Here is a 24182-nt window from a genome sequence, read left to right as displayed (position 1 = left end):
CCTTACGCGCCTAACAGCGCGCGCATATCCTGCTCAACGGTGGTCACCTGGCGCAGACCAAATTTCTCATTCAGCACCGCCAGCAGATCCGGCGTCAGGAAACCTGGCGCGGTCGGGCCGGTGACGATATTGGTCACGCCGAGCGACAGCAGTGTCAGCAGGATCACAATCGCTTTTTGTTCAAACCATGACAGCACCAGCGACAGCGGCAGGTCATTGACGCCGCAGCCCAGTTTTTCAGCAAGCGTCACGGCGAGAATAATGGCGGAGTAGGCATCGTTACACTGGCCAGCGTCCACCAGGCGCGGCAACCCTTCGATCGCGCCGAAATCGAGCTTGTTGAAGCGGTATTTGCCGCAGGCGAGCGTCAGGATAAGGCAGTCCTGCGGTACCTGAGTGGCAAAATCGGTGAAATAACTGCGTTCACCGCGCGCGCCGTCGCAGCCACCGACCAGGAAGATGTGGCGCAGTTTTTCGCGGCTTACCAGATCGATCAGCGTGTCGGCAGCGCCAAGCAGCGTCTGACGGCCGAAGCCAACGGTGATGAGGTGTTCGATTTCGCTATACGGGAAGCCCGCCATCTGCTGCGCCTGGGCTATCACCGGCCCGAAGTCGTCGCCTTCAAGGTGGCTCACGCCCGGCCAGCCGACGATGCTGCGGGTCCAGATGCGATCGTCATAACTGCCGACGGTCGGGTCGATAATGCAGTTGGAGGTCATCACAATGGGGCCTGGGAAGCGGGCGAATTCAACCTGCTGGTTCTGCCAGCCGCTGCCGTAGTTGCCGACAAGATGCTTAAATTTACGCAGCTCCGGGTAGCCGTGCGCAGGCAGCATTTCGCCGTGGGTGTAAACATTCACGCCGGTGCCTTCCGTCTGTTCCAGCAGGTTATAAAGATCTCTCAGATCGTGGCCGGAAATCAGGATGCATTTGCCCGCCACGGCTTTGACGTTGACCTGCGTCGGCGTCGGGTGGCCATATTTGCTGGTTTCGCCCGCGTCCAGGATACGCATGACGTTGAAGTTCATCTGGCCGATTTCCATCGCGCATTCCAGCAGCGCGTTCATGTCCGCAGGCCAGGTGCCGAGCCACGCCATGATCCTGTGATACTGACCATAAATGGCGTTGTCGTACTGCCCGAGCACATGCGCGTGCTCCATATAAGCCGCCGCGCCTTTCAGGCCGTAGAGGCACAGCAGGCGCAGGCCAAGAATATTTTCGCCAATCACGGCTTTATCGATATTTGGCGCGAACGCGGCGGCCTGACGCTGTAAATGGCCCAAATCATCGCTTGCCAGCGTCAGCGACGCCATCGGGTTATCCACCTGCGCGCTTTCATCAACGGCCTGGCATTGGGTTTTCAGCGCCTCGCGCAGGGCGATGGCCTCGCGGGCGTAACCCACGATGCGCGGTGAATCGAAGTTAACGTTGGTGAGGGTAGAGAAGAACGCGCGGGGCGCGAAGCTGTCTACCTGGTGATCGATAATGCCAAGCTCGCGTGCTTTCACCGCCCAGGCGGAAAGCCCCTGCAAAGCCGCAATCAGCAGATCCTGTAGGTCAGAGGTTTCAGCGGTTTTCCCGCACATCCCTTGCGCATACGCGCAGCCGTTACCTGCCGGAGTACGAATCGTTTGTTCACATTGCACGCAAAACATGATGACACCTTAAAGTTATATTTAATATGCATGTTTAAGGTTAGGCTTCGGCGCGCAGGGTGAAAAGCGATTTTTCAGGAACCTGAAGAGAGATTGATTTAACGCAATTTTGGCGGCAGGAGCCTACCGCCAACGGGGTATCAGGCGGCGAAAAACGCCATCAGCAACGGCACCAGCAGGCTCAGAATAAACCCGTGCACGATAGCCGCAGGCACCAGTTCCAGACCGCCGCTGCGTTGCAGCACCGGCAGCGTGAAATCCATCGACGTCGCCCCGCAGATACCGAGCGCGGTAGAGCGGCTGCGGCGCACCAGGCCCGGGATCAGCATAATCGCGATAAGCTCGCGGCCCAGATCGTTAAAGAACGCGGCGCTGCCAATCACCGGACCGAAGGATTCCGTCATCAGAATGCCGGAGAGCGAATACCAGCCAAAACCGGAGGCCATCGCAAGTCCTGCGCGCAGCGGTAAATCAAGCAGCAGCGCATTCACGGCACCTGCGATAAGCGAGCTACAAAGCACCACTACCGCGACCATCATGCCGCGGCGGTTCAGCACAATCTGTTTTAGCGTCATGCCGTTGTTGCGAAGCTGAATACCAATCAGGAACAGCAGAAAAATTAAGGAGTACTCGCTGGCTTCGGTGGCGTGTTTAAGAAACGCAAGGCCGGTCAGCCCTAACAGGAAACCAAGCACCACCACGCCGCACAATTTAAGGGATTCCAGCGCCATCGCGAGGCGCGACGGCAGCTTTTCCTGGCGGTGCTGGTGACGCCACGGAATGGCGCGTTCAAGCCACAGGAGAGCTGCGATATTACACAGCATGATGACCGTAATGCTAACGGCAGAATAGTGCAGAATAGCGAGCAGATTCGCCGAAAGATTATCGAGAAAGGCGAGGCTAATGCCCATAAAGAACAGAATAATGTACACAAGCCAGCTTAACAGCTGATTGATAAGCCGCAGCGCGCCTGCTTTGCGCAGGGGAATAAGGTAGCCGAGAATAAGCGGTACTAAGATAATTAACAATCCTGAAAACATGAGGCGTGCGATCCCTGAATAACGGAATGAGCGGAAATAAGCGTGCCGTCACACCCTACAGAATTCACCCAGGCGAGTAAAGCTGCAGTTATTAGCGTTATTTCATTGCCTTAGCACATGATAAAAGTCATTTATTATTCGCTTTGCCATCACGCTTTTATTATTTCGAGACGCCTCGCAACGCGACGATTCCGTTCCGCCTTTCTCTGTTAAGGCTCTGATTGAATAGCTATACTGCCGACACGCAGCTATGCAAATGCAGCCGGAGGAGAGATGTTTCTTGAGCGCGTGGAAATTGCCGGGTTTCGCGGAATTAACCGCTTATCGTTAACGCTTGAACATAATAATGTGCTGATTGGCGAAAACGCGTGGGGGAAATCAAGCCTGTTAGATGCGCTCACGCTGCTGCTAAACCCTGGCGAGACGCTCTACTCCTTTACGCGCAGTGATTTCTGGTTTCCGCCGGGGGATATTCACGGGCGCGAACGTCATCTGCATGTCATTTTGATTTTTCGCGAGACGGAGGCGGGGGATTTTCAGCGCCGTCGTTTTCGCGGCTTGCGCGCAATAATGACGCCTGGCAGCGATGGCTTTCAGCGGATTTTCTACCGGCTGGAGGGCGAGCTGAATGACGATAACAGCGTACTGACGCTGCGCAGTTTTCTTAACGCCGAGGGCGAACCGCTTGTGCTGGAGGATATTGACGCGCAGGTGCGTCAGCTCATCCGCTTAAACCCGGTGCTGCGGTTGCGCGACGCCCGCTTTATGCGCCGTCTGCACGACAGCGCCATCACCCATACGCCGCAGATGGAAGTGACCGCGCGCGAGCTGGAATTTCTGACGCGCGAACTGGTTTCCCGCCCGCAAAACCTGACGGATGAACAGATTCGTCAGGGGCTGTCGGCGATGGTGCAGCTGCTGGAGCACTATTTTTCCGAGCAGGGCGCGCCTGGCCCGCGCTACCGTCTGATGCGTCGCCATTCGCACGATGAACAGCGCAGCTGGCGCTATCTCGATATCATCAACCGCATGATTGATAAGCCCGGCGGGCGCGCCTACCGGGTTATTCTGCTGGGGCTGTTCGCCACGCTGTTGCAGGCCAAAGGCAACATGCGGCTTGATAAATACGCCCGGCCGCTGCTGCTGGTGGAAGACCCCGAAACACGACTGCACCCCATTATGCTCTCTGTGGCCTGGCAGTTGCTGAACCTGCTGCCGCTGCAAAAACTGACCACCACCAACTCCGGCGAGCTGCTGTCGATGACCCCGGTTGAGCATGTCTGTCGGCTGGTGCGCGCGTCGGGCAAGGTGGCGGCGTGGCGGCTGGGGCCAGGCGGCATGAACGCCGAAGACAGCCGCCGCATCGCGTTTCATATCCGCTTTAACCGGCCATCGGCACTGTTCGCGCGCTGCTGGCTGCTGGTGGAAGGGGAGACTGAAGTCTGGATGATGAACGAGCTGGCGCGCCAGTGTGGTTATCATTTTGAGGCTGAAGGCATCAAAGTCATTGAGTTCGCCCAGTCGGGCTTAAAACCGCTGATTAAATTTGCCCGCCGGATGGGTATTGAATGGCATGTGCTGGTGGATGGTGACGACGCCGGGCGCAAATATGCGGCGACGGTAAAAAGCATCGTGAATAATGATAGCGAACAGGTGCGCCAGCATCTGACCGAGCTTCCCGCGCCGGACATGGAACATTTTATGTATCGCGAAGGGTTTGACGCCGTGTTTTACCGCGTCGCGCAACTACCGGAAACGGTGCATATGAATATGCGGCGGGTCATTGTTAAAGCGATTCACCGCTCGTCGAAACCCGATCTGGCGATTGAGGTGGCGATGGAAGCCGCCCGCCGCGGTATGGACGCGGTGCCGCCGCTGCTGCGCAAAATGTTCTCGCGCGTGCTGTGGCTCGCCCGCGGACGCGCAGATTAGCTTTTTAGCAACGGGTACACCAGGTAGGGCGGGTAAGCAAAGCGCACCCGCCAGTTAGAGTGACGGGTAAAATTGTAGGGCGTGCACCCGCCAGCCCGAAGATTACCTTTCGTCAAACCATGCGTCGATTTGCGCGGCCATGCTATCCAGCAACTCATAACGGCGACGATACTCCGCACGTTTTTTACTGGCGATCTCGTCGAGCGACTTACGGGCGAGCTGCAAAGGCATGTGGTAAATCCTCTGCACGTCTTTATAGCCGCCGAGCGACTCCCAGAAGCTGTCATAATCGGCATGCAGCTTGTCTTTTTTCTTCTTCGCATAGCGCCAGCTACGGTAGATATGCGTCTCGTTGCTGACGGCGACTATCTGGCTTGCGGCAAAACGCTTTGCCAGCAGACATACCGCTTCCAGCAGCAGGCGTTTAGGAAACAGACCATGACAGGCCTTGGTTGCCAGTTGGATCTGATCGTGCTCAACCCAGGCTTTGGCACCCTGTAAGCCGCCGATAAACAGCGTACGCTGACCGTCAACCTCGCAGAGGGTGAATGTCATTTCAGCAAGCACAACGCCTGCGGCATCGCGGAAAATCACCGTCGTTTCGCCTTCTTTATCCAGCTCCGCGACGGCGGCAAGGTCAAGGCGATACTGCGCGTCATTTTTGCGGGTAAGCGTGGCAAGCGTGGCCCCCTGGCGCGTCAGATGCGCCTGCATCAGCGCATCGGGTAAAAGATGCGCGATATGCTGGTAATGGTATTCCAGCGCGGCCAGTGCCGCTTTACGTGACACATTGACTGACAGCCACGGCCTGTGAAGACGGCACGGCAGGCCCGGCTGGGCATGCAGCAAGGTGTCGAGCATCGGCTGACGGGCGAGTACTGAAAGCCAGCGTCGGGTGTCGAAGGGCGTTGCCAGCGAGCGCAGCATAAATTTTCGGCGATAGGCCGGGTTCTGCCAGGCAAGGCCCGGCATTTTTTGGCCTGTCGCGAGCAGACGAAAGAGTTGCCAGGCGTTGTGGGCTGGCGGCTGGATAGAAATTTCGGCAAGTGCGGACACAACCCGGTCTCGTAGTGAAGTCTTGGGTTATGGAAACAAACTATCACTCAACGCAATATCAACGCTGTAGTTTATTTGCGGGCTGCATAGGGTTTGGTTGAGATTGCGTTTAGAATAGGAGAGCAAACTCTGTTTACTCGTCCGAAACCTCAGGAAAGATATGAAGCTTAAGGGAAGAATCAAGAAGCGCTATGTGGCGCTGGCTCTGGTTATCGTCATCGGTGCAGTCTGGCTCTGGAAGATGCTGAATGCGCCGCTGCCCCGTTATCAGACCATGCTGGTGCGTAAAGGAGATTTGCAACAGAGCGTGCTTGCGACCGGCAAGCTCGACGCGCTGCGTAAAGTCGATGTCGGCGCGCAGGTCAGTGGCCAGCTCAAAACGCTGTCGGTCAATATCGGCGATAAAGTCAAAAAAGATCAGCTGCTCGGGGTAATCGATCCTGAACAGGCTGAAAACCAGATCAAAGAAGTGGAAGCGACGCTGATGGAGTTACGTGCCCAGCGCCGCCAGGCTGAGGCGGAGATGAAACTCGCCCGCGTTACGCTCTCCCGCCAGCAGCAGCTTGCCCGCACGCAGGCAGTGTCGCGTCAGGATCTTGATACGGCTGCTACCGAGCTTGCCGTTAAAGAGGCGCAGCTTGGCACGATAGACGCGCAAATCAAGCGCAACCAGGCCTCGCTGAGCACCGCCAAAACGAATCTCGATTATACCCGAATCACCGCGCCGATTGCCGGTGAAGTCACGCAGATAACCACGCTGCAGGGCCAGACGGTCATTGCCGCGCAGCAGGCACCTAATATTCTGACGCTTGCCGATCTCAGCACGATGCTGGTAAAAGCGCAGGTCTCTGAAGCCGACGTGATTCATCTCAAGCCGGGGCTGAAAGCCTGGTTTACGGTGCTTGGCGACCCGCTGACCCGCTACGAAGGGCGGCTGAAAGATATTCTTCCCACCCCCGAGAAAATCAACGACGCCATTTTTTATTATGCGCGTTTTGAGGTGCCGAACCCGCAGGGCGTGCTGCGCCTCGATATGACCGCGCAGGTGCATATTCAGCTCGGCGGCGTCGACGATGTGCTGACCATTCCGCTGGCGGCGCTCGGCGAGCCGGTTGGCGATAACCGCTATAACGTCACGCTGCTGCGTAACGGCGAAACGCGCGAGCGCGAAGTGACTATTGGCGCGCGTAACGACACGCAGGTAGAAGTGGTCAAGGGGCTCGAAGAGGGCGATGAAGTGGTAATTGGCCGCGCGAACGGGGGCGATGAGCAATGACGGCGCTGCTTGAGCTGCGCGATATTCGTCGTAGCTATCCGTCGGGCGAAACGGATGTCGAAGTGCTAAAAGGCGTCACGCTGACAATTAATGCCGGTGAAATGGTGGCGATTGTTGGCGCGTCCGGCTCCGGTAAATCGACGCTGATGAATATTCTCGGCTGTCTCGATAAGCCCAGCAGCGGCAGTTATAAGGTCGCGGATGTGGATGTGGCGACGCTCAGTGATGACGCGCTTGCCCGCCTGCGGCGTGAGCATTTCGGTTTTATCTTTCAGCGCTACCATCTGCTTTCACACCTGACCGCCGCGCAGAATGTCGAAGTTCCCGCCATTTATGCCGGCACCGGGCGTGCCGCGCGTCAGGCGCGGGCGCGTGAATTACTGGCGCGGCTTGGTCTTGAAGCGCGTGTCGATTATCAGCCCTCGCAGCTTTCCGGCGGGCAGCAGCAGCGCGTGAGTATCGCCCGCGCACTAATGAACGGCGGGCAGGTGATCCTGGCCGACGAACCGACCGGCGCGCTCGACAGCCACTCCGGCGAAGAGGTGATCGCGACCTTAAAACAGCTTCGCGATCGCGGGCATACGGTGATTATCGTGACTCACGATCCTGATGTCGCCGCACAGGCGGAACGCATCATCGAAATTCGGGACGGGGAGATAATCAGCAATCCGCCGCCGGTCGGGAAACGCGATGCTGGAGGGCTGCCAGCGCAACCGCAGGACGCCCCGGCTTTCGGGCAGTTTATCAACAGTTTCCGTGAGGCGCTGACGATGGCCTGGCTTGCGATGGCCGCCAACAAGATGCGCACGCTGCTGACGATGCTCGGGATAATTATCGGTATCGCATCGGTGGTCTCTATTGTGGTGGTCGGTGACGCCGCCAAGCAGATGGTGCTGGAGGATATTCGCTCTATCGGTACGAACACGATTGATGTCTATCCGGGTAAAGATTTTGGCGATGACGATCCGCAATACCAGCAGGCGTTGCAGTATGACGACCTGCAGGCGATACAGCGCCAGCCGTGGGTGAGTTCTGCCACGCCGACGGTGTCGCAGAACCTGCGCCTGCGCTATGGCAATGTGGATGTCGCCGCCAGCGCTAACGGCGTGAGCGGGCAATATTTTAACGTCTACGGTATGACCTTCAGCGAGGGTAATACTTTTAACGACGAGCAACTGCGCGGCCGCGCGCAGGTGGTGGTTATCGACAGCAACGCGCGCCGCCAGCTTTTCCCGAATAAGGCGAACGTGGTGGGTGAAGTGGTGCTGGTCGGCAATATGCCCGCGACCGTCATCGGCGTGGCGGGAGAGAAGCAGTCGATGTTCGGCAGTAGTAAAATTCTGCGCGTTTGGATGCCTTACAGCACGATGTCGGGGCGGATCATGGGCCAGTCGTGGCTGAACTCTATTACCGTGCGGGTTAAAGAGGGTTACGACAGCGGCGAGGCGGAGCAGCAGCTCACGCGTCTCCTGACGCTGCGCCACGGAAAAAAAGATTTTTTCACCTGGAATATGGACAGCGTGTTGAAAACCGCTGAAAAGACCACACGTACTCTTCAACTGTTTCTGACGCTGGTGGCGGTGATTTCGCTGGTGGTGGGGGGCATCGGGGTGATGAATATCATGCTGGTGTCGGTGACCGAGCGCACCCGGGAAATCGGCATTCGTATGGCGGTCGGCGCGCGCAAAAGCGATGTGTTACAGCAGTTTTTGATTGAGGCGGTGCTGGTTTGCCTGGTGGGGGGCGCGCTCGGCATCGGGCTTTCACTGCTGATCGCGCTTGCACTACAGCTGATTTTACCCGGCTGGGAGATCGGCTTTTCGCCCGTGGCGCTGCTGACGGCCTTTTTGTGCTCCAGCGCGACGGGGGTGTTGTTTGGCTGGCTGCCCGCCCGCAACGCGGCCAGACTCAATCCTGTGGATGCGCTTGCCCGTGAATAAATAAAAATGCCAGTCCACGGGACTGGCATTTCAGGAGCAGGATGTACACAATGAAACAGAAGAGTTACGCAACTGCGGATGTGGCTTCTGCTTCAAGAGGAACAATGACGCTGGCATGGTTGCCCTTAGGCCCCTGATGCACATCGAACCTCACGACTTGTCCGGCTTTCAGCGTTCTGTAGCCGTCCATCTGGATTGTAGAGTAGTGCGCAAAGATATCTTCGCCGCCGCCTTCAGGGCAAATGAACCCAAACCCTTTGGCGTTATTGAACCATTTAACAGTACCCGTCTCCATGCTTCGACATCCTTCATAAGTCTTATTGAGTAAGATGGATTGAACCGGTGGGTGAGGGGGGCTGTTCAAAACCTCGCCAACTCACGCTTGTACAATTTAGAGAAATCGCACTCTTCGTCAAGCGTTCAGCAGGGTCTGGCAGGTGGGATTGAGTCAAAATTTTGAAGCAGTTAACGCTATTTTCATTAATGTGACAGACCTCGCGAATACCAGCGATAGCTGGTTGCGTGCTGAACATTAGGGTAGATTCAGGATGCGTATTACACTCAACCAGAGCGCCGGAAAACACGCTGGCTGTACTGTTTAACCATGATGACGACTGGCAATGAGTAAAGACAAAAGTTGGCTGGATTTTGACCATTTGGCGGAAGATGACCTGCGCGAAGCGCTAAAGCCGCCATCTATGTATAAAGTTATATTAATGAACGACGATTACACGCCGATGGAATTTGTTATTGACGTGCTACAAAAGTTCTTTTCTTATGATGTAGAACGTGCAACGCAACTGATGCTCACGGTTCACTATCAGGGGAAAGCCATCTGTGGCGTTTTCACCGCGGAAGTGGCGGAAACCAAAGTGGCGCTGGTGAACAAATATGCGAGGGAGAACGACCATCCGTTGTTGTGTACGCTGGAAAAAGCCTGATTAAGGCAAACTATTGAGGGGGTGCCCTATGCTCAACCAGGAACTGGAACTCAGTTTAAACATGGCTTTCGCCAGAGCGCGCGAGCACCGACATGAGTTTATGACCGTCGAGCATCTGTTACTGGCTCTGCTCAGTAACCCATCGGCACGGGAGGCGCTTGAAGCCTGCTCCGTGGATCTGGTGGCGCTGCGTCAGGAACTCGAAGCCTTCATTGAACAAACCACACCCGTACTGCCCGCGAGCGAAGAGGAGCGCGACACTCAGCCGACGCTCAGCTTCCAGCGCGTGTTGCAGCGCGCCGTGTTCCACGTCCAGTCCTCCGGCCGTAGCGAAGTGACTGGCGCCAATGTCTTAGTGGCTATCTTCAGCGAACAGGAGTCTCAGGCGGCTTATCTGTTGCGTAAACATGAAGTCAGTCGCCTCGATGTGGTGAATTTCATCTCCCATGGTACCCGTAAAGACGAGCCAGGCCAGGCGCCGGGCAATGACAATCCGGTCAACGAAGAGCAGGCAGGCGGGGAGGAGCGTATGGAAAACTTCACCACCAATCTCAATCAGCTTGCCCGCGTTGGCGGCATCGATCCGCTGATTGGCCGTGACAAAGAGCTGGAGCGCGCGATTCAGGTGCTCTGCCGTCGCCGGAAAAACAACCCGCTGCTGGTGGGTGAATCGGGCGTCGGAAAAACCGCGATCGCTGAAGGGCTCGCCTGGCGTATCGTACAGGGCGACGTGCCGGAAGTGATGGCCGACTGCACTATCTACGCGCTGGATATCGGCTCGCTGCTGGCGGGTACTAAATACCGCGGCGATTTTGAAAAACGCTTCAAGGCGCTGCTTAAACAGCTTGAGCAGGATAACAACAGCATCCTGTTTATCGATGAAATCCATACGATCATCGGCGCGGGCGCGGCCTCCGGCGGCCAGGTCGATGCGGCTAACCTGATTAAACCGCTGCTCTCCAGCGGCAAAATCCGGGTGATGGGCTCCACGACTTATCAGGAGTTCAGCAATATTTTCGAAAAAGACCGCGCGCTGGCGCGTCGTTTCCAGAAAATCGATATCACCGAGCCGAGCGTTGAGGAAACCGTACAGATCATTAACGGCCTGAAGCCGAAATATGAAGCGCACCACGACGTCCGTTACACTGCGAAAGCGGTACGCGCGGCGGTGGAGCTGGCGGTTAAATACATTAATGATCGCCATCTGCCGGACAAAGCCATCGACGTTATCGACGAAGCGGGCGCGCGTGCGCGTCTGATGCCGGTCAGCAAGCGTAAGAAAACCGTCAATGTGGCGGATATCGAAACCGTGGTGGCCCGCATCGCGCGTATCCCGGAGAAAAGTGTGTCGCAAAGCGATCGCGATACGCTGAAAAATCTGGGCGATCGCCTGAAAATGCTGGTGTTTGGTCAGGATAAAGCCATTGAGGCCTTAACCGAAGCCATCAAAATGAGCCGCGCGGGGCTGGGGCATGACCGTAAACCGGTGGGCTCTTTCCTCTTCGCAGGCCCGACCGGCGTCGGGAAAACCGAGGTGACGGTGCAGTTGTCCAAAGCGCTGGGCATTGAACTGCTGCGCTTCGATATGTCCGAGTATATGGAACGTCACACTGTGAGCCGCCTGATTGGCGCGCCTCCAGGGTATGTTGGGTTCGATCAGGGCGGTCTGCTGACCGACGCGGTCATTAAACATCCGCATGCGGTACTGCTGCTTGATGAAATCGAAAAAGCGCACCCGGATGTCTTCAACCTGCTGCTGCAGGTGATGGATAACGGTACGCTGACCGATAACAACGGGCGTAAAGCAGATTTCCGCAACGTGATTCTGGTGATGACTACCAATGCCGGCGTGCGTGAAACCGAGCGTAAATCGATTGGGCTTATCCGTCAGGACAACAGCACTGACGCGATGGAAGAGATCAAAAAGATCTTTACGCCGGAATTCCGCAACCGTCTCGACAACATTATCTGGTTCAACCATCTCTCTACCGAGGTGATTCATCAGGTTGTCGACAAGTTCATCGTCGAACTGCAGGCGCAGCTTGACCAGAAAGGTGTCTCCCTGGAAGTTAGCCAGGAAGCGCGTGACTGGCTGGCGGAGAAAGGCTACGACCGTGCGATGGGCGCACGCCCGATGACCCGCGTGATTCAGGACAACCTGAAAAAACCGCTGGCCAACGAGCTGCTCTTTGGTTCGCTGGTGGATGGTGGCCAGGTCTCCGTCGCGCTGGATAAAGAAGGCGATAAGCTGACGTACAGCTTCCAGAGCGCGCAGAAGCATAAGCCTGAAGCCGCGCACTAAGCGATACGCGTATAAAACACAACGCCGGATAGCGATATCCGGCGTTTTTTTATCGTCTGTTCAGGAAAAACACTCATAAAAAAAGCGCCTCGAAAGGGCGCTTTTTTTCAGGCTGGCGCGGCACACGGCGGCGCGGCCTGGCTTCGCTTAAGAAGCCTGTACAAACTTAGCGACTACGGAAGACAATGCGGCCTTTGCTCAGGTCGTACGGGGTCAGCTCAACAGTCACTTTGTCGCCCGTCAGAATGCGGATGTAGTTTTTGCGCATTTTACCGGAGATATGGGCAGTTACCACGTGACCGTTTTCCAGTTCTACGCGGAACATAGTGTTAGGTAACGTTTCAAGAACGGTACCCTGCATTTCAATATTGTCTTCTTTGGCCATCTAATCCTCTGGGGTATCACTACCATAGTTTGAACCGGCAAGATAATGCCCAAGTTCACCCATTAAGTAAAGTTTTGTGGGCGAAATGCCCGTTGTACCGCTGCGCCTTCCCGCTCCCACGACAAAACCGCGCGGGCAGCGCAAGCGTAACGGGGAGCGTGAGATCCAAAGCGTTGCGTTAACGGAGGGTCCCAAAACGGCGGCAGGGTAATGGCAGTCATTTTCTGCGTGCGTAAGTATAACACTCTGACAAAAAATGTGCCGAAAACATTCTGCTATCCTGCGGGCGTAAAAAGAGTTTGCGGCACCCAGCAGCGTTTTTCGAGCGGCAACGGGCGAAGCTCCGCCAGGCGTTGTAAATAATCACGGCGCGGGATCTCGACCGCGCCCAGCGACGCAGTGTGCGGGTTAAGCACCTGACAATCAATCAGCCGGCCACCCTGCGCAACAAAGTAGTCGCAAAACACCACCAGCGCGGTTTTCGAGGCGTTCTCACGGCGGCTGAACATCGATTCGCCGCAAAAAAGCGCGCCCTGCGCCACGCCATACATGCCGCCCACGAGCGTATCGTCCAGCCAGACTTCAACAGAGTGCGCATGCCCAAGTTCATGCAGGCGCTGCCAGGCAATCACCACATCGTTAGTTATCCACGTGCCGTCGTCACGGTCGCTGGCGCAGCCCTGGATCACGGCGTTAAATGCGTGATTCAGCGTTACGCGATAGGGCGAGCGGCGGTGAAAGCGCTTCATGCTGCGGCTGATGTGTAGTCGCTCAGGCCAGATCACCGCGCGCGGATCCGGGGACCACCATAAAATCGGATCACCTGGTGAAAACCACGGGAAAATGCCCTGCTGGTAAGCCATCATCAGGCGAGCGGGGCTGAGATCCCCGCCTAATGCCAGTAAGCCGTTAGGTTCACGTAACGCCCCTTCAGGCGAGGGAAAAGCAATCGAATGACGAGAAAGCTGCACCAGACGCATCACAACGGCGCTCCCTGACAACAGTGTCAAATATCAATCAATGATAGTGTACTGAACGCGCGCGAAACTGATAATAACGTCCCTGCTGCGCCAGTAATTCCTTGTGACTACCTTGCTCAGTAATCTGCCCGTTGTCCATGACAATGATGCGATCGAACGCCGTCAGCCCTTGCAGACGATGGGTTACCATCAGCAGCGTTTTCTGCGCGGCGACTTCTTTTACCAGAGCGAGTATCTGACGCTCGGTTTCGGCATCAAGTCCTTCCGTCGGCTCATCCAGTAAAAGCATCGGCGCGTCGTGCAGCAGCGCGCGGGCGATGCCGAGACGGCGCAGCTCGCCGCCGGAGAGCTGGCGTCCGCCTTCGCCAAGCCAGGCGTTAAGCCCTTCATCGTCCAGCAGTTTTTCAAGCCCCACGCGGGCGAGTACTGCACCGAGCGCGGCGTCATCGGCCTGCGGCGCGGCGAGGAGGAGGTTGTCGCGAAGCGTGGCGCTGAAGAGATGCACGCGCTGCGACACGACGCTCATGGTGGCGCGCAGCGCGTCTTCGCGATAACGAGTGAGAGAGACGCCATCAAGCATCACGTCGCCGGAAGTCGGGTCCCAGGCGCGGGTGATAAGCTGCAACAGCGTCGATTTACCACAGCCGGTGCGCCCGAGGATAGCGATATGCTCGCCTGGTATTACGTCAAGCGTAATATCGTGCAGCGCAGGCTGCGGCTGGCCCGGGTAACTGAAGCTCACGTTACGCAGCGACAGCGAAGCCTCGCGCGGCGCATCATTGCCCTGCTCAGCAAAAGTGATATCCGAAGGCTGGTCAATGACTTCACTCACGCGACGCGCGGAGGCGATAACCTGTCCAAGATGCTGGAACGCACCGCCGACCGGCGCGAGCGCTTCAAAGGCAGCCAGCGCGCAGAAGACAAACAGCGCGATGAGCGAACCCGGCGCGCTGTTGCCGCCAACGCCGCCTGCGGCCATCCAGAGGACCAGCACCACCGTCATGCCGCTAATCAGCGTCATCATCGCCTGCGAAAGCGCTGTCAGCCCGGCCTGGCGGCGCTGCGCCTCATGCCAGATTTGTTCGGTCGTATCAAGCTGTTCGCGATAACGCCCGGCTGCGCCGAAAATCGACAGTTCCGCCTGGCCCTGCAACCAGCTGGTCAGTTGCTGACGATAGCTGGCGCGAAGCATTGTCAGCGCTTCGCCGACCGGAAGACCGGCGCGATAGAAGAGGGGAGGGAGCAGCAGCAGAGTCGCCAGCATGATCCCGCCAAGCGTCAGCGCCAGCGTGACATCCAGCAGGCTTAAGCCAAGCGTCACCACCGCGATAACCGCAAGCGCGCCGATAAGCGGTGAAATCACGCGCAGATAGAGGTGATCCAGCGTATCGACATCCGCCACAAGGCGGTTAAGCAATTCGCCCTGACGAAAGCGCGCCAGCCCGGAGGGAGAAAGCGGCAGCAGGCGGCTGAAGGTATAAACGCGTAAGTGCTCCAGCACGCGGAACGTGCCTTCATGGCTCACCAGACGCTCAAAGTAACGCCCGGCGGTACGGATAATCGCGGCACCGCGCACGCCAGCCGCTGGCAGCATATAGTTAAAGCTGTACAGGCCAGCCATGCCAACGACCGCAGAGGCGGAGAGGAACCAGCCGGAGAGCGTCAGCAGGCCGATGCTGGCGAGCAGCGTCACGATAGCCAGCACGACGCCGAGCGACAGCAGCCATTTGTGGCGTTTGTAGAGCGCCAGATAGGGAAGTAACGCGCGCATTTAAATCTCCTCCTGACGGTGCGCCAGCAGCGCCGCGAAATAACCGTCGGCCTCGCTAAGCGCGGCGACGTCGCCGCGCTCCACGATACGCCCGTCGCGCATCACCCAGACTTCATCCCAGGCGGCGATGTCATCAATCTGGTGCGTGACCATCAATGTGGTCTGCGCCAGCGACGCGGCCTCCAGCGCCTGCATTACGCGGCGCTCGCTACCGGCATCAAGGCTTGCGGAAGGCTCATCCAGCAGCAACAAACGGCACGGCGTTAACAGCGCGCGGGCAACCGCCACGCGCTGCGCCTGGCCTACAGAGAGGCCGGAGGACTGATCGCCAATCGGCGTGTCAACGCCCTGCGCCAGCAGCGGTAAGAATTCGCTCACCCAGGCTTTATCCAGCGCCGCCTGAAGCTGCGCGTCGCTCGCCTCGGGATCGGTCAGTAAGACGTTATCCTTAAGCGTCCCCGCAGGCAGCTGCGGGTTTTGCCCCACCCAGCTTAACTGACGCCGCCAGTTCTCAGGCTCCAGCTCGCGCAGTTCAACACCGTTAACGCGCAGCGAGCCTTCATACGGCAAAAAACCGGCCAGCAGGTTTAAAAGCGAGCTTTTTCCCGCGCCGCTTTGCCCCACCACCGCCACGCGTTTGCCCGCAGGCAGCGTGAAATTCAGCGGTCCGGCGAGACGTTTCCCTTGCGGAGAAAGAACGGTCAGGCCCTGCGCCTCAAGCGAAATCGGCTCGCAGCCAGGAAGTTCCAGCGTGCCTTTCTCGGCATGCTGAATCGGGGCTTCAAGGAATGTTTTCAGGCTATCCGCCGCACCGACAGCCTGCGCTTTGGCATGGTAAAAGGTGCCGAGATCGCGTAGCGGCTGGAAAAATTCCGGTGCCAGAATCAGCGCCAGGAAACCGGCGAACAACGTCACGCCGGTGCCGTAATGGCCGAAATTCAGCTCACCCAGATAAGAGAAGCCGAAATAGACCGCCACCAGCGCAATGGAAAGCGAGGTGAAAAACTCCAGCACGCCGGAGGAGAGGAACGCGAGGCGCAATACTTCCATCGTTCGCTGGCGAAAATCCTGCGAGGCGGCCTGAATATTGTGCGTTTCCGCTGCGCCGCGGTTGAAAAGACGCAGGGTCTCCATACCGCGCAGGCGGTCAAGGAAGTTGCCGCTAAGACGCGCCAGCGCCTGGAAGTTACGGCGATTAGCGTCGGCAGCGCCCATGCCGACCATCGCCATAAACAGCGGAATTAGCGGCGCGGTGCCAAGCAGGATCAGCGCTGCCACCCAGTTATAAGGGAAAATAGCGAGCACAATCAGCAGCGGCACGCTCGCCGCCAGCGCCATTTGCGGCAGGTAGCGGGCGTAGAAATCGTGCATATCGTCAATCTGCTCAAGGATAAGCGTCGCCCAGCTACCGGCGGGTTTCCCTTGAATCCAGGCCGGCCCGGCCTCCTGCAGGCGGTTCATCACCTGCTGACGAATACGGGCGCGGATATGTTGCCCGGCGTGAAACCCGACTTTTTCGCGCAGCCACACCACCCAAGCCCGCAACACGAAGACCAGAATCAACAATACAAACGGCAGCAGCAGCGCCTCACGCGGGATGCCTTTGATTATCAAATCGTTAAGGAGATCGGCCAGCAGCCACGCCTGCGCGACGATAAGCAAACCGCTCACCACGCCCAGAAGGCGCGACAGGCTGAGCCAGCGGCGGGAGATAACGCTTTGCTGTTTAAGCCAGCGGGTCAGTTCTTGTTGACGGGTTTTATTCATTGCATGCACTGAGCAGTAAAATCCAGAGTGCTCGCCGCAAGGCGAGAGAGCAGGCAATGTTACAACGGGGATAAAAGAAAGGCGACTGATTCGTCGCCTTGTTTAACGTGCGGAATTAGCTCTGCTTTTCAGCAAGACCGTCAAGATAGCGTTCAGCATCCAGCGCGGCCATACAGCCGGTACCGGCAGAAGTAATAGCCTGACGGTAGATGTGGTCCATGACGTCGCCCGCAGCGAACACGCCCGGAATGCTGGTCTGGGTCGCGTTGCCATGAATACCGGACTGCACTTTGATGTAGCCGTTCTCAAGCTCCAGCTGACCGTCAAAAATCGCGGTGTTCGGGCTGTGGCCAATCGCGACGAACAGGCCTGCAACGTCCAGCGTCTCGACGTTTTCCGGGTTCACGGTGTCGCGCAGACGCAGGCCGCTCACACCCATCTGGTCGCCGGTCACTTCTTCCAGCGTGCGGTGGGTGTGCAGCACGATGTTGCCGCTTTCCACTTTATCCATCAGGCGTTTCACCAGGATCTTCTCGGCGCGGAAGGTGTCGCGGCGGTGGATCAGGTGCACTTCAGAGGCGATATTCGCCAGATACAGCGCTTCTTCGACGGCCGTGTTACCGCCGCCGATGACCGCGACTTTCTGGTTACGGTAGAAGAACCCGTCACAGGTGGCGCAGGCGGAGACGCCGCGGCCTTTATAGGCTTCTTCAGACGGCAGACCCAGATAACGCGCGGAGGCGCCGGTGGCGATGATCAGCGCATCGCAGGTGTATTCGCCGCTGTCGCCGATAAGACGGAACGGACGGTTTTGCAGATCGACCTTGTTGATATGGTCGAACAGGATTTCTGTTTCAAACTTCGCGGCATGCTCGTGCATGCGTTCCATCAACAGCGGACCGGTCAGATCGTGCGGGTCGCCCGGCCAGTTTTCCACTTCAGTCGTGGTGGTCAACTGACCGCCTTTTTCCATTCCGGTAATCAGAACCGGCTTCAGGTTGGCGCGCGCGGCATAGACCGCAGCGGTGTATCCCGCCGGGCCGGAGCCAAGAATTAACAGCTTACTGTGTTTAGCCGTGCCCATGAGATCCTCATTGTTGTTGGCAGACAATGGGCTGGATTGTAGGGAATTTACGGGGCTAAAAAAAGAGTGTGGCAATTTTGTTAACGATTCATGCAATAGCTGCGGCCGATAGCGTCATTATTTTTACTGATTAAAAAGCGCGGCATATAAGGCAGTAAAATGAGGAATAATCGCCGCTCGCAACCACTCTCTGGCACGTTCTACTAAAAATCGATGTTTTACTTTGACAATCCCCTGCGCTTTTGCGAAAACATTCGAGGAAGAAAAAAGGGTTGGCTTTGGTTGCCGCGCATTCTGGCGCAAGCTTGTGCCAATTTCCGGGCTATTGAAATTCACGCATGGCGTGGACAGACGCCATACGTAATGTCGATAGCTGCCAGCGGGCAACGGTCTTCTAACTGACGCCCTGAACAGTGAAGTGCAACGGGTAATGGCAGGTGTAGGGAAGGAATACAGAGAGACAATAATAATGGTAGATAGCAAAAAGCGCCCTGGCAAAGATCTCGACCGTATCGATCGTAACATTCTTAATGAGCTGCAAAAGGATGGGCGCATTTCTAACGTCGAGCTTTCAAAACGAGTGGGTCTTTCACCGACGCCGTGCCTTGAGCGCGTTCGTCGCCTGGAACGACAGGGTTTCATTCAGGGCTACACGGCTCTGCTGAACCCGCACTATCTGGATGCCTCACTTCTGGTATTTGTTGAGATTACTCTGAATCGTGGCGCGCCGGATGTGTTTGAGCAGTTCAACGCGGCAGTACAAAAACTGGAAGAAATTCAGGAGTGTCATCTGGTTTCGGGCGATTTCGACTACCTGTTGAAAACCCGCGTACCGGATATGTCCGCGTACCGTAAGCTGTTGGGCGAAACCCTGCTGCGTCTGCCGGGCGTGAATGACACCCGTACTTACGTCGTCATGGAAGAAGTGAAGCAGAGTAATCGTCTGGTCATTAAAACCCGCTAACACAGAACAGGTGCAAACCGGGCGTAGTTTGATTACACTCCTGTTAATCCATACAGCAGCAGTGGCGGGGTTTCTCGCCACTGCTGTCCGTTTTACCTCATGGACCTGGAGAGCCTGTCTTGAGCCAGGAATACACCGAAGACAAAGAAGTCACACTCACTAAATTAAGCAGCGGGCGACGACTGCTCGAAGCGCTGCTGATCCTCGTGGTGCTGTTTGCCGTCTGGCTGATGGCCGCCCTGTTAAGCTTTAATCCTTCCGATCCGAGCTGGTCGCAAACGGCCTGGCATGAGCCTATCCATAATCTGGGCGGCGCGCCGGGGGCCTGGCTTGCGGACACGCTGTTCTTTATTTTCGGCGTGATGGCCTACACCATTCCCGTGATTATGGTGGGCGGCTGCTGGTTTGCCTGGCGTCAGCGCGGCAACGACGACTACATCGACTACTTCGCGGTGGCACTGCGCTTAATCGGCGTGCTGGCGCTTATTCTGACTTCCTGCGGGCTGGCGGCGATCAACGCCGACGATATCTGGTATTTCGCGTCCGGCGGTGTGATTGGCAGCTTGCTTAGCACCGCGCTCCAGCCGATGCTTAACAGCAGCGGCGGTACCATCGCGCTGCTCTGCGTCTGGGCGGCAGGGCTGACGCTCTTTACCGGCTGGTCGTGGGTCAGCATTGCAGAGAAAATCGGCAGCGTCGTGCTTACCGTTCTGACGTTTGCCAGCAACCGGACTCGTCGTGACGACACCTGGCAGGATGAAGACGACTACGAGGACGATGAAGAGCACGACGATGATGAAGAAGATGAACGGGAACCGCAGAAGGCCAAAGGGGAATCCCGTCGTGCGCGTATTCTTCGCGGTGCTTTAGCCCGTCGCCAGCGGCTGGCGGACAAATTCAGCAACCCCGTTGCCCGTAAAACCGACGCCGCGCTTTTTTCGGGCAAGCGTATGGATGACGCTGACGAGGTGCAATATAGCGTGCGCGGCACGCCGGCCGATGCCGATGACGTACTGTTCTCCGGCCATAAAGTCACTGAGCCGGATGCGTTTTATGATGAGAACGATCCGCTGCTGAACGGCCATTCTATTGCCGACCCGGCCGCCGTTGCCGCGGCTGCTACACCGGTTGCGCCGGTCTGGGCCTCTGCGCAAACGGCAATGCCGTCTGAAGCGGTAAGCGTTCAGGCACCGGACGTCGCGCCTGAAATAGAATGGCATTCCGCGCCTTCCGCCCCGCAGTCGCACCCGGGTATCGCGCCGGAGCCGGACTACTACGCGCAGCCGCCTGTCGCGCAAGCGCCGCTGCAGGAAGAAGAGTACTGGCAGCCCGCGCAGCGCAGCGCGCCGGTAGAGCCCGCTTATCATCAGCCTGCGCAACAGTCTCATCAGCCGCAGCAACCGCACCCCGGGGCGTATCAGCAACCACCGCACGATCCGTATGCGCAGCCGCACGCTGCACAGTATGCGCCCGAGCCGCATGCATCTGCGCCAGAACCTTATGCGCCGGTCTCTGAACCTTATAATCCTGCACCGCAGACGCCTTACGCTGCGCCAGAGCCGTATGTCCCGGCACAGGAAGCAGCTCCGGTGCACGAGCCGGAACCCGTTGTACCGCCGGAAGAGGTCAAACCCGCGCGTCCGCCGCTGTATCATTTTGAAGAAGTGGAAGCCCAGCGCGCCCGCGAGCGCGAACAGCTGGCCGCCTGGTATCAGCCGATTCCTGAGCCGGAAGAGCTTACCCGTAAGCCTGAGCCAGTCCGGGCGCCAGAGCCTGCGCCTGCCGCGCCTGCTGCTTCGGCTTCCGGTATTGCAGGCGCAGCGGCCGCAGGCCTGAACGTAGCCGCGCAGGCAACCGCCGCGGCGGCTTCTGCTCAGGCTGTATCGCAGGCGTCATCTGCGGCGGCGCAAACCGCGGGCCTCGCCTTTACGCCAGCGGCAAGCGAAGCACCGCGCCCGCAGGTGAAAGAGGGCATTGGCCCGCAACTGCCGCGCCCGAACCGCGTCCGCGTGCCGACGCGTCGTGAGCTTGCTTCCTATGGCATCAAGCTGCCTTCTCAGCGAATGGCGGAAGAGCGCGCCCGTGAGGAAGCGGAGCGTCGTATGTCGCAACAGCAGCAGGGCGTTTCTGACGAAGAAGCGGATGCGATGTATCAGGACGAGCTGGCGCGCCAGTTTGCCGCGTCTCAACAGCAGCGTTACGGTGAGACGTATCAGACTGAGATGAGTCAGGAAGAGGAAGAGGCGGCTGAACAGGCAGAGCTGGCGCGTCAGTTTGCCGCATCTCAGCAGCAGCGCTACTCCGCGTCGCAACCGTCTGGTGCTACACCGTTTATGCCGGATGATATTGCGCTTTCGCCGATGAAAGCGCTGGTCAATGACGGCCCGAGCGAGCCGCTGTTTATGCCAGAGCCTGTCGAGCCTGAGCCGTATCGCGCGGCACAACCGCCGCAGAATCACTATCAGCAGCCGCAACAGCCGCATACGCCTGTTGCCCCGCAGCCCGCCGCGCCTGCGCAAAGCTATGTGCAACCGCAAGGCTATGCGCCGCAGCCGCATGCACCGCAGGGTTATGCACAACCTGCTGCCACGCATCAGCCTCAGGTGCAGCCGCCGCAGTACGCTGCGCCAGAGGCGGCCTACCAGCCGCCTGCAGCACCCGTTCAGCACCAGGCGGAGCCTTCCGCCGCGCATGGACAGCCTCATCAGCCTGCGGCACCGATAACGCCGCCGCGTGACAGCCTGATCCATCCTCTGCTGATGCGTAACGGTGAAGAGTTGCCGAAGCATAAGCCGTCCACGCCGTTGCCGTCGCTGGATCTCCTTACGTCGCCGCCCGCGGAAGTGGAGCCGGTAGATACCTTCGCCCTGGAGCAGATGGCGCGTCTGGTGGAAGCGCGTCTCGCGGATTTCCGTATTAAAGCCGACGTGGTGAACTACTCGCCAGGCCCGGTTATCACCCGCTTCGAGCTGAACCTGGCACCGGGCGTTAAGGCTGCGCGTATCTCTAACCTGTCGCGGGACCTGGCGCGTTCGCTCTCGACCGTCGCGGTGCGCGTCGTGGAAGTCATCCCCGGCAAGCCGTATGTCGGCCTTGAGCTGCCGAACAAAAAACGCCAGACCGTCTACCTGCGTGAAGTCCTCGACTGCGCGAAATTCCGTGAGAACCCGTCGCCGCTTAGCGTGGTGCTGGGTAAAGATATCGCCGGCGATCCGGTCGTGGCGGATCTGGCGAAAATGCCGCACCTGCTGGTAGCCGGTACCACCGGTTCCGGTAAATCGGTGGGCGTGAACGCCATGATCCTGAGCATGCTCTACAAAGCGACGCCGGAAGATGTACGCTTTATCATGATCGACCCGAAAATGCTGGAACTGTCGGTGTATGAAGGCATTCCGCATCTTCTGACCGAAGTGGTTACCGACATGAAAGACGCCGCTAACGCGCTGCGCTGGAGCGTGAATGAGATGGAGCGTCGCTATAAGCTGATGTCGGCGCTCGGCGTGCGTAACCTTGCGGGTTACAACGAGAAGATTGCCGAAGCGATGCGCATGGGCCGCCCGATCCCGGATCCGTACTGGAAACCGGGCGACAGTATGGACGCCACCCATCCGTTGCTGGAAAAACTGCCGTATATCGTGGTACTGGTCGATGAGTTTGCCGATCTGATGATGACGGTCGGTAAAAAAGTCGAAGAGCTGATCGCGCGTCTCGCGCAGAAGGCGCGTGCGGCGGGTATTCACCTGGTACTGGCGACGCAGCGTCCTTCTGTGGATGTCATCACCGGTCTGATTAAAGCCAACATTCCGACGCGTATCGCATTTACCGTGTCCAGCAAAATCGACTCCCGCACCATTCTCGATCAGGGCGGCGCGGAATCGCTGCTGGGGATGGGGGATATGCTCTACTCCGGCCCGAACTCCTCCATGCCGGTTCGCGTTCACGGTGCCTTCGTGCGTGATGAAGAAGTTCATGCCGTCGTGCAGGACTGGAAAGCGCGCGGTCGTCCGCAGTATGTCGACGGCATCACTTCCGACAGCGAAAGCGAGGGCGGCGGCGGTGGCTTCGACGGTGGTGAGGAGCTGGATCCGCTGTTCGATCAGGCCGTTTCGTTCGTGGTGGAAAAACGTAAGGCGTCGATTTCCGGCGTACAGCGTCAGTTCCGCATCGGCTACAACCGCGCGGCACGCATTATCGAACAGATGGAAATGCAGGGTATCGTCAGTGAGCAGGGCCATAACGGCAACCGCGAAGTGCTGGCGCCGCCACCGTTTGAGTAACCGTTCTTTTCCCTGCGCGCGCGTCATCTGGCAGCGTGCGCAGGGCGTCACGCTCATCATGATTCTGAAAAGATGGGTAAATTACCAAAAAATCAGGTTTTTCTTCTGTCGAAAATGTCAGCCTTATGGCTACAGTTAGGGACAGTAAGCGATCCCGTACCGGGGTCGGTCGTATTCTGAGGGATAACAATGAAAAAAATCGCCGTTACCTGTGCTTTGCTTTCCGCGTTTGCCGTATCGTCCGTCTGGGCGGATGCCGCAGGCGATTTGAAGAGCCGCCTTGATAAAGTCAGCAGCTTCCACGCCAGCTTTACCCAGAAAGTGACCGATGGCAGCGGTGCCGCCGTTCAGGAAGGCCAGGGCGATCTGTGGGTCAAACGTCCGAATCTTTTCAACTGGCATATGACGCAGCCGGATGAAAGCGTGCTGATCTCCGATGGCAAAACGCTGTGGTTCTATAACCCGTTTGTTGAACAGGCGAGCGCGACCTGGCTGAAAGACGCTACCAGCAATACGCCGTTTATGCTGATTGCGCGTAACCAGAGCAGTGACTGGCAGCAGTACAACATTAAACAGAACGGCGACGATTTTGTGTTGACGCCAAAATCAGCAAGCGGCAACCTGAAGCAGTTCACCATTAATGTAAGCCGCGACGGCACCATTAATCAGTTCAGCGCCGTCGAGCAGGACGACCAGCGCAGCAGCTATCAGCTGAAATCCCAGCAGAATGGCGCTGTAGATATGAGCAAATTTACCTTTACGCCGCCGCAGGGCGTAACGGTGGACGACCAGCGTAATAAGTAAGCAGAGGT

Annotated in this window: 17 protein-coding genes; 8 read left to right on the top strand and 9 right to left on the bottom strand. The window is 57.8% G+C overall.

Annotated elements, in window-relative coordinates; all coding sequences use genetic code 11:
* Window positions 1-2 precede the first annotated feature (2 nt).
* Together hcp and AFK66_RS12455 are read right to left on the bottom strand one after the other, a co-directional pair.
* Window positions 3-1655: a hydroxylamine reductase gene (gene hcp, locus AFK66_RS12460; protein ID WP_007782458.1), complete on the bottom strand. Its 1653-nt coding sequence runs from the start codon at window positions 1653-1655 to the stop codon at window positions 3-5.
* Window positions 1656-1795: 140 nt separating this feature from the next.
* Entirely contained in the window at window positions 1796-2695 is a 900-nt protein-coding gene (locus AFK66_RS12455; RefSeq protein ID WP_007782462.1) for a LysO family transporter, read from the bottom strand.
* A 273-nt stretch (window positions 2696-2968) separates the two neighbouring features.
* Between AFK66_RS12455 and AFK66_RS12450 the strand changes: the two genes are divergently transcribed.
* On the top strand, window positions 2969-4627 hold the full coding sequence (locus AFK66_RS12450; RefSeq protein ID WP_023899063.1) for an ATP-dependent nuclease: 1659 nt from the start codon (window positions 2969-2971) through the stop codon (window positions 4625-4627).
* A gap of 102 nt (window positions 4628-4729) precedes the next feature.
* On the opposite strand, the gene AFK66_RS12445 is transcribed toward AFK66_RS12450, so the two are convergent.
* A complete protein-coding gene (locus AFK66_RS12445; protein ID WP_023899062.1) occupies window positions 4730-5683 on the bottom strand; it encodes a VirK/YbjX family protein in 954 nt (317 codons plus the stop codon).
* Window positions 5684-5843: 160 nt separating this feature from the next.
* Between AFK66_RS12445 and macA the strand changes: the two genes are divergently transcribed.
* Window positions 5844-6959, top strand: a complete 1116-nt coding sequence (gene macA / locus AFK66_RS12440; protein ID WP_007782468.1) for a macrolide transporter subunit MacA — start codon at window positions 5844-5846, stop codon at window positions 6957-6959.
* Window positions 6956-8899: a macrolide ABC transporter ATP-binding protein/permease MacB gene (gene macB / locus AFK66_RS12435; RefSeq protein ID WP_023899061.1), complete on the top strand. Its 1944-nt coding sequence runs from the start codon at window positions 6956-6958 to the stop codon at window positions 8897-8899. Before macA ends, macB begins: the two co-directional genes overlap by 4 nt.
* Window positions 8900-8963: 64 nt before the next feature.
* On the opposite strand, the gene cspD is transcribed toward macB, so the two are convergent.
* Window positions 8964-9194 (bottom strand): cold shock-like protein CspD, encoded by a 231-nt coding sequence (gene cspD / locus AFK66_RS12430; RefSeq protein WP_007782474.1) that lies wholly within the window; start codon window positions 9192-9194, stop codon window positions 8964-8966.
* A gap of 325 nt (window positions 9195-9519) precedes the next feature.
* Between cspD and clpS the strand changes: the two genes are divergently transcribed.
* The gene (clpS, locus tag AFK66_RS12425) at window positions 9520-9840 is read left to right on the top strand and encodes an ATP-dependent Clp protease adapter ClpS (protein WP_004387936.1); all 321 of its coding nucleotides are present in this window, start codon (window positions 9520-9522) and stop codon (window positions 9838-9840) included.
* Between the two features lie 28 nt (window positions 9841-9868).
* Window positions 9869-12142 (top strand): ATP-dependent Clp protease ATP-binding subunit ClpA, encoded by a 2274-nt coding sequence (gene clpA / locus AFK66_RS12420; protein ID WP_004387935.1) that lies wholly within the window; start codon window positions 9869-9871, stop codon window positions 12140-12142.
* A gap of 166 nt (window positions 12143-12308) precedes the next feature.
* Here the strand turns inward: clpA and infA are convergent, their stop codons facing one another.
* From infA to trxB, 5 genes are all read right to left on the bottom strand, one after another.
* Window positions 12309-12527: a translation initiation factor IF-1 gene (gene infA / locus AFK66_RS12415; RefSeq protein ID WP_001040187.1), complete on the bottom strand. Its 219-nt coding sequence runs from the start codon at window positions 12525-12527 to the stop codon at window positions 12309-12311.
* A gap of 275 nt (window positions 12528-12802) precedes the next feature.
* The gene (aat, locus tag AFK66_RS12410) at window positions 12803-13507 is read right to left on the bottom strand and encodes a leucyl/phenylalanyl-tRNA--protein transferase (RefSeq protein ID WP_007782480.1); all 705 of its coding nucleotides are present in this window, start codon (window positions 13505-13507) and stop codon (window positions 12803-12805) included.
* 37 nt (window positions 13508-13544) lie between these two features.
* Complete coding sequence (cydC, locus tag AFK66_RS12405; protein WP_007782483.1) at window positions 13545-15278, bottom strand: heme ABC transporter ATP-binding protein/permease CydC; 1734 nt, start codon at window positions 15276-15278, stop codon at window positions 13545-13547.
* Window positions 15279-17045, bottom strand: coding sequence for a heme ABC transporter permease/ATP-binding protein CydD (cydD, locus tag AFK66_RS12400; RefSeq protein WP_032982959.1), 1767 nt, complete (start codon window positions 17043-17045; stop codon window positions 15279-15281).
* A gap of 115 nt (window positions 17046-17160) precedes the next feature.
* Window positions 17161-18129, bottom strand: a complete 969-nt coding sequence (gene trxB / locus AFK66_RS12395; RefSeq protein ID WP_007782488.1) for a thioredoxin-disulfide reductase — start codon at window positions 18127-18129, stop codon at window positions 17161-17163.
* 469 nt (window positions 18130-18598) lie between these two features.
* Between trxB and lrp the strand changes: the two genes are divergently transcribed.
* The 3 genes from lrp (at window position 18599) to lolA (ending at window position 24174) form a co-directional block, all read left to right on the top strand.
* Complete coding sequence (gene lrp, locus AFK66_RS12390) at window positions 18599-19093, top strand: leucine-responsive transcriptional regulator Lrp (protein ID WP_000228469.1); 495 nt, start codon at window positions 18599-18601, stop codon at window positions 19091-19093.
* A gap of 119 nt (window positions 19094-19212) precedes the next feature.
* Window positions 19213-23370, top strand: coding sequence for a DNA translocase FtsK (ftsK, locus tag AFK66_RS12385; RefSeq protein ID WP_038882539.1), 4158 nt, complete (start codon window positions 19213-19215; stop codon window positions 23368-23370).
* A gap of 189 nt (window positions 23371-23559) precedes the next feature.
* Window positions 23560-24174 (top strand): outer membrane lipoprotein periplasmic chaperone LolA, encoded by a 615-nt coding sequence (lolA, locus tag AFK66_RS12380; RefSeq protein ID WP_004387365.1) that lies wholly within the window; start codon window positions 23560-23562, stop codon window positions 24172-24174.
* The last annotated feature ends 8 nt before the right edge of the window (window positions 24175-24182 follow it).

This window comes from Cronobacter malonaticus LMG 23826 (assembly GCF_001277215.2).
In the GTDB taxonomy this organism is placed as follows: Bacteria; Pseudomonadota; Gammaproteobacteria; order Enterobacterales; family Enterobacteriaceae; genus Cronobacter; species Cronobacter malonaticus.
This window is presented reverse-complemented; position numbering and strand designations above follow the sequence as displayed.